Here is a 6,257-nt window from a genome sequence, read left to right on the forward strand (position 1 = left end):
GCTCTACGTAGGCGCGACCCGCCTGCCTGAGATCGAACAAAGGATACCCATGCCTGGCCCACCACTTTCCAGACACACCGATCACCCGCCGAAGCCCGCTTCGGACCCGGCTCGATGACCGATGCGGCGGAGTCCCCTGCCAGAACCGGTCTCACGGTGGTCATTCCCTGCTACAACGAAGCGGACAACATCCAACCGTCCTATCGGGAGATTCTCGCCGAACTCGGCACACTCGATCTGGAAATCATCTATGTTGACGACGGCAGTACCGACGGCACACTGGAGGCGATCCGCCGAATAGCCGAATCCGATCCCCGCGTCCAGTACATCTCCTTCACCCGCAACTTCGGCTTCGAGGCGGCGTTCTCCGCCGGGTACCGCTACGCGAGCCGCCCGTGGATCCTGCATATCGATGCCGACCAGCAGTTCCCGGCGGCCGAGGCCTGGGTGCTCATCGAAGCGGCCGAACACGGCCACGACGCCGTTTTCGGTGTCCGGACCAACCGGCAGGATCCCCGTCTGCGGCGCTGGGGCACCGCCGCCTTCCACTACATCGGGCGCAGAATCCTGCGGATCGAGATTCCGCGAGGCGCAACAGCCTTCCGCCTGGTGCGGTCGGATCTGGCTCGCGAGATCGTGGACCTCAGGCTCCCCACCCCGTACTTCCTGGCGACGGTGCCCAGACTCACCAACCGCTACACCACCGTGCCGGTACGGCATCGCCCGCGCACACGCGGCGAATCCAAGGTCGGATTCGGATTTCTCAGCGCGCACGCCGTCGAACTGTTCGTCGGATTCAGCAGTAGGCCGACCACCGCCGCCTCGATCGGCACTCTCCTCAGCGGCCTGCTGGCACTGCTGTTGACAGCGGCCTCCGCCGCCGGCCTGGTCGGTGGTCACGCGATCGCCGCGATGCTGCTGCTGTTACTGGCCGTCGTGCTTTTCACGCTGTCGCTCACCGTGCGCCATCTCGTGGTGCTCGGCGGGGCCCAGGCACGACCACGCCAGTTCTACATCCGCGAGTCGACTCTCCCTGTCCGGGATGACGATCGGCTCTGCGTCACTTCACGATTCCTGGGGGCAACACCATGAGGACCAATACAAGAGACGACGGCCCCGGTGCCATTGCGCACCCGAGTGCGGCGAGAACTCTTCTGGTACTGGGCGGGGCGGACGGATCCGTCAGCGTTTACCGCCGGGCCCGAGAGCTGGGATTTCGCACCGTGTGCGTCGATGTCCGGCCCGGAGCTCCGGGAGTAGCTGTCGCCGACGAGTACCTGCACGCGAGCGTTCGCGCACCGGAGCAGATTGCCGCCGCGCTGACGGGACGCACGGATATCGCGGCGGTGCTGTGTCCGGCCAGCGATGTGGGTCTACCCGCACAGGCCTGGCTCTCGCGGCACTGGAATCTGCCGGAGCCGCTGCCCGAGGCCGCGGTGACCGCCTCGACCGACAAACCGGTCTTTCGTGCGTTGTGTGATCGGCTCGGCTTTCCGAGCTATCGGAACGTGTCCGGCATTCCCGGACCAGAGCTGCTCTCGAACGCGCGCGGACTGAGGTTCCCGACGCTGGTCAAACCGGTGGACTCCTCCGGCAGCAGGGGTGTGGTGGCCTGCGCGGGGCCGGGGATGCTGCGTTCGGCGTGCACGGAGTCGATCGCGTTCTCCCCGTCAGGACGAGTCGTTGTCGAGGAACATCTGGACGGGATACATTTCACGATCGAGGCGCTGGTCGCGCGTGGCGAGATCGTTTTCCACGCGGTCACCGAGCGGACCATCACTCCCCCGCCGTTCTTCGTCACGTCCTCGCACCTGATGCCCGCGGCGCTTCCCGCCGAGGCCGACGCCCGGCTGATACCGATGCTGACGTCGATCTGCGCGGAACTCGGTTACCGCAACGGTCCACTCACACTGGACGCGGTACTCGGCCATGACGGCGAGCTCTACCTGATCGAGATGGGTGCCAGGATGGGCGGCAACGGCCTGGCCGAACTGGTCGAGACCTGCTACGGCGTCGATCTCATGGAGGCCACGATCGCGCTCGCTGTCGGTGAGGACGTGCCTCTGACCCCGAAACCACCGCTGCCGACTCTGGTGCACATGCTGACGTCGGACCGAGGGGGACACCTGTCGGCCGTGGACGGCGTCGAGGCGGTGCGCGCGATGCCGGAGGTGGTGGAGCTACACCTGTTCGTCGAGCCGGGCACCTTCATCCGCCCCTACGAACAGGCGGGCTACAAGCTGGGATACGTCGTGCTCGCCGGCGAGTCCGCGGCTCGGCTCTGGGCGGCCGAGGGCGCTGTGCGGGGGACGCTCAAGTTCCTGCTCGAGGATCAGGACATGGCGGTACCGCTTCCTTGAGCACCGTTCTTCCCGGCCCGCGCCATCAGCGCGGGCACCTCACCCGCCACGGGCCGCGGCGATGACGGGCACGGTTTCGGTCACCCCGCTCCGCCCGATGATGATGCTGCGCCTGGTCGCGGGACGTGGCGCGTTCCGGCTGAGCGTGCAAGTGATGGCTGTCGCGCTACTGGCCACATGGGGCGCGGAGACGTATGGCCAGTTCACCAACGCGCTCGGGCTGTGCACCTGGCTCGTGTTCCTGCCGACCGCGGCCGAGAAGGCCGCGCTGAAGGTCCTGCCACGAACACGCCTGCTCACCCCGCACGTGGCCGTCCTGGCACTGCGGATCGCCGCGACGCCGGTGCTGCTACTGCTGGTCGTGCTCGCCATCGCCCTGCTGGTCGATCCATTGTCGACGGTCACGTTGTACCTGTCCGCCGCGACCTGGTCGGCGAGCACGGGTTTGCTGATGACGGTGTCCGGCCTGCACCGGCTGCGGGGCAGGCCCGTGCTCGACGCCGTCGCCTTCGGTGTCGCCGCTGTGCTGGTGATCGGGGCGACGGCGGCCACCTGGTACACGGGCTGGTCCCCGCACAGCCATGTTCTGGTTCTGGTCGCCGGAATCGCGGTGATCATCGGCAGCACCGTCCGGTCCTTGCCCCAGGACTGGATCCGTCCGGCGCAGCCGAGCGGGCGCAGGCTGCTGCCCGCGTTCGGCCGGAGCACCTGGCTGCTCGGACTCACCGAGTTGCTCGACGCCGTCACGCTCTCATCGATCTTCCTGGTACTCGCCGTCGCGGGGCGGGTCACCGACAGCGGGCCGTTCTACCTGGCCCTGATGGCGTCCAGCTTCATCTGCTCCTTCGTGCTGTACCAGCTCAAACTGCATCAACCGGCCACTTCTGCCCGGCTACGCGGACAGGGTGCCGTAGCGGGAAGGGCACGGGCACGGACCCTGCTCAGGGCGGCGGAACTGGCCGGACTGGTGTTCGCCGTACTGCTGGCCGTCCTGCTCGTGCTGCCCGCCTCCCGGCAGCTCCTGCTGACCGACGCCGCCGAGCAGGCCACGTGGTCCGCGTACCTGACCCTCGGCGTTCTCGTGCTGGTCGAGATCGCCATGGCCATCGTGCTCATGTACGCGGGCTTCTTGCTGGAGAACACCAACAGCCGCATCCTGACCGTCACTTCGGCGGCCGCAGTGGTGCGCCTTGCCGCCACTTTGCTGTGCGCCGCCGCACTCGTCCCCCCACTCGGTGCGATCGGCGGCTTCTGCGCCATCGTGCTCGCACTCGGTGCGGAGGCGACGACGCTGCGCCGGATGTTGTTGCGGCACCACCCCGAACTGCTCGCCCACAACCGTGTTCGCGTTCAGAATCACTGAGAAAGACGGAGTCATCATGTACGTTCTCGGCATCAGCAGGGTCCACGACTCGGCCGCGGCACTCGTCCGCGACGGCGAGATCATCGCCTTCGCCGAGGAGGAACGCTTCACCCGAATCAAGCACGACGGCGGGCTTCCCGCCGAGGCCATCGCGTTCTGCCTGCGCCAGGGCGGCATCACACTGGCCGATGTGGACCATGTCGCCTACTACTGGCAACGCTGGCAGGAACCGTTGCATGCGGCGAAAGTGTTCGCCAGGTACTTCCCGCGGACACTGGAGGTACTGCGCAACGACAACGGGGACGAGGGTGGCCGGTCCGCTGGGATGCTGGAGACCCTGAAGTCCGGGGGCGGCAAGGGGGTCGACGACTACCACGTGGGCGGCGCACTGCTCGCCCATGTGAAGCGCTCGTTCACCCTCGGCCGGGACGTCCGGGCGGCGGTCGGCCACACCGGGCCCACGAAGTTCGATGTGCATCTGGTGGACCATCACCGCGCGCACGCGGGAAGCGCCTACTACATCTGTCCGTGGGAGGAGTCCGCGATTCTCACTCTCGACGGTATCGGTAGCGATGGAACGAGTACGTACCTCGCACACGGGCAGGGCAGCCGGATCACCGATCTGCGCAGGATCAAGTTTCCGCACTCACTCGGCGCCATGTACGCGGGGGTGACCGGATACCTCGGTTTCTACCCGACTCGGGACGAGGGCAAGATCATGGGGCTGGCCCCCTTCGGCCGCGACACCTACGTGGAACAGTTCAAAAAGCTGATCCACCTCGACCCGGACGGCGGATTCGAACTCGATCTGAGCTGGTTCCGCCACCACACCTCCGGAAAACACATGATGTCGCAGAAGTTCGCCGACACCTTCGGCCCGGCACGGCCACGGACGAAGGTGACGGCCGAGAACCCGGTACCCCAGCACTATATGGACATCGCGTACGCGCTTCAGGTGACGCTGGAAGAGGCCGGACTACACCTGGCCAGGTGGCTGCAGCGGCAGACGGGGTCCACCCGGCTGTCCGTCGCGGGCGGAGTCGCGCTCAACAGCGTGATGAACGGCAGAATTCTGCTGGAGACCCCGTTCGAGGACTTCTTCGCCCAGCCTGCCGCCGCCGACGACGGTTGCGCGCTGGGAGCGGCGCTGGAGGTGAGCGTCGGAAAGTACGGCAGGCCCCGACCACGGGACGGCTTCACCTACACCGGCCCCGAGTTCAGCGAGTCGGAGATGGAGGTCGCACTGCAGGACGCGGGGATCGAATACCAGCGGGTCGACGACATCGCACGACACACCGCGACGAAGATCGCCGACGGACTCATCGTCGGTTGGGTGCAGGGCAGAATGGAATGCGGGCCGAGAGCGCTCGGTAACCGGTCGCTGCTGGCGGACCCGCGGGATCCGGAGTCGAAGACCCGGATGAACGAGAAAGTCAAGCACAGGGAGGCATTCCGCCCCTTCGCCCCCTCCTGTCTGGTCGAGCGGGCGGGCGACTACTTCGTCAGCGACCATCCCTCACCGGTCATGCTGCTCGTCTTCGATGTGCTCGAGCACCAGCGCGAGGCGGTTCCAGCCATCACCCACGCCGACGGCACGGCGCGCGTCCAGACGGTCAGCCGGGAGGACAATCCGCTGTACTGGACCATGATCTCGGAGTTCGAGAAGATCACCGGTGTGCCCATGGTGGTGAACACCTCGTTCAACGACAACAACGAACCGATCGTCGCCACCCCGGCCGATGCGATCGCATGCTTCCTCAAGACCGATGTGGACGCACTGGCGCTGGGACCGTTCTGGGCACAGAAGCCATACCTGGAGGACGAGAACGAATGACGACCGAGCTGGACGCGCCCGCCGAGACCCAGAAGAACTGGCTCCGGACGCTGTACCGCAATCGGCGCTGGCTCTGGGTGCTGCCGGCGGTTCCCGCCGCGGCGATCACCCTGCTGATCATGGTGGTACTGCCGCCCGACCAGACGCTGGACGATCTCGGCGAGTGGGCATTCAAGATCAGCCCGTTCGTGCTCGCGGTGCTCGCGGTCGCGCTGTTTCCCCAGGTTCGGCCCGGCCCCGCGTTGATCGTACTGGCCGTGGTCGGCTACATGTCCTATCTGGACACCGAGTTCGTCATGCGCATCCAGACGTACGGCCGGGAATCCGAGGCGGAGGGGTCTTTCCAGCCGATCTACCAGTTCGAGCTGTTCATCACGACGTTCATCGTCCTGTTCGCACTGATGGCCTATCGGCTCGGTGGTGCCCGTACCACGAGCGTGCTCAAGACCGGCATCGCCGCGGTGCTCGTCGTGGTGTCCGGCCTGAACGACCTGACCTTCTGGGCCCTCAACGACGTGTGGTCGGCAGGCGTGCGGCCGACGGAGCTCAAGTGGGCTTCACACATCATTGTGTTCCTCGGCGGGCCACCGACCGTACTCGCCGCCGTGATCTTCATGCTCGTACACCTGGTCCTCGCGGCTCTGGTGCTCGCCCTCCCACTGGGCCGCTGGGTGGACCAGTCCCTGAAGCCCCCCACCCC

At 66.6% G+C, this 6,257-nt stretch carries 5 protein-coding genes; all 5 read left to right on the top strand.

The genetic code is table 11. The features are described from left to right. Positions 1 to 114 precede the first annotated feature (114 nt). The gene (locus tag D0C15_RS27255; RefSeq protein WP_116050976.1) at positions 115 to 1,092 is read left to right on the top strand and encodes a glycosyltransferase family 2 protein; all 978 of its coding nucleotides are present in this window, start codon (positions 115 to 117) and stop codon (positions 1,090 to 1,092) included. Positions 1,093 to 1,223: 131 nt separating this feature from the next. Next, complete coding sequence (locus tag D0C15_RS27260; protein WP_425455435.1) at positions 1,224 to 2,360, top strand: ATP-grasp domain-containing protein; 1,137 nt, start codon at positions 1,224 to 1,226, stop codon at positions 2,358 to 2,360. Positions 2,361 to 2,421: 61 nt separating this feature from the next. Then, complete coding sequence (locus tag D0C15_RS27265; protein ID WP_116050978.1) at positions 2,422 to 3,723, top strand: hypothetical protein; 1,302 nt, start codon at positions 2,422 to 2,424, stop codon at positions 3,721 to 3,723. 16 nt (positions 3,724 to 3,739) lie between these two features. Further along, the gene (locus D0C15_RS27270; protein WP_116050979.1) at positions 3,740 to 5,557 is read left to right on the top strand and encodes a carbamoyltransferase family protein; all 1,818 of its coding nucleotides are present in this window, start codon (positions 3,740 to 3,742) and stop codon (positions 5,555 to 5,557) included. Then, a partial coding sequence (locus D0C15_RS27275; protein WP_116050980.1) for a hypothetical protein occupies positions 5,554 to 6,257 on the top strand: 704 nt, incomplete at its 3' end. The genes D0C15_RS27270 and D0C15_RS27275, both read left to right, overlap by 4 nt.

The organism is Amycolatopsis palatopharyngis, from assembly GCF_003385185.1.
In the GTDB taxonomy this organism is placed as follows: Bacteria; Actinomycetota; Actinomycetes; order Mycobacteriales; family Pseudonocardiaceae; genus Amycolatopsis; species Amycolatopsis palatopharyngis.

Coding starts and splice junctions, on each gene's coding strand:
- D0C15_RS27265 (WP_116050978.1), top strand. CDS start 2,422: ATGACGGGCACGGTTTCGGTCACCCCGCTCCGCCCGATGATGATGCTG.
- D0C15_RS27270 (WP_116050979.1), top strand. CDS start 3,740: ATGTACGTTCTCGGCATCAGCAGGGTCCACGACTCGGCCGCGGCACTC.
- D0C15_RS27255 (WP_116050976.1), top strand. CDS start 115: ATGACCGATGCGGCGGAGTCCCCTGCCAGAACCGGTCTCACGGTGGTC.